General features: G+C 55.2%; 1 protein-coding gene. It reads right to left on the reverse strand.

What is annotated here, in order from left to right; all coding sequences use genetic code 11:
• Window positions 1-422 (reverse strand): DNA gyrase subunit A (locus RM844_RS33025; protein WP_311671110.1); only part of this gene is annotated, 422 nt, incomplete at both ends.

A 422-nucleotide genomic window follows, 5' to 3' on the forward strand; every position in this document is an offset into this window, starting at 1 on the left:
ATTCTGCCGAATCCGATCATCAGGTTGGGGACAACCTCGCTCTCCTCCTCCGTCTGGCGGATGATCCGGATCGCCTTGTCGATATCCAGCAGGATTTTCGCAAGGCCCTGCAATAAATGCAGCTTATCCTTGCTCTTGGTCAGATCGTAAAAAGTGCGCCTACGCACGCATTCTACGCGGAAGGCGATCCATTCATTGAGCAGCTCTTTCACACCCAGCACGCGCGGCACTCCGGCGATCAACACATTGAAGTTGCAGGAAAACGTATCCTCCAGCGGCGTGATACGGAAAAGCTTCTGCATGAGCTTCTCCGGGTCTACGCCGCGCTTGAGATCAATGGTCAGCTTCATACCGGCAAGGCCGGTTTCATCGCGCACATCGCTGATCTCACGAATCACGCCGGCCTTGACGCGGTCGATGAT

This window comes from Streptomyces chisholmiae (genome assembly GCF_031845445.1).
Taxonomy (GTDB): Bacteria; Actinomycetota; Actinomycetes; order Streptomycetales; family Streptomycetaceae; genus Streptomyces; species Streptomyces chisholmiae.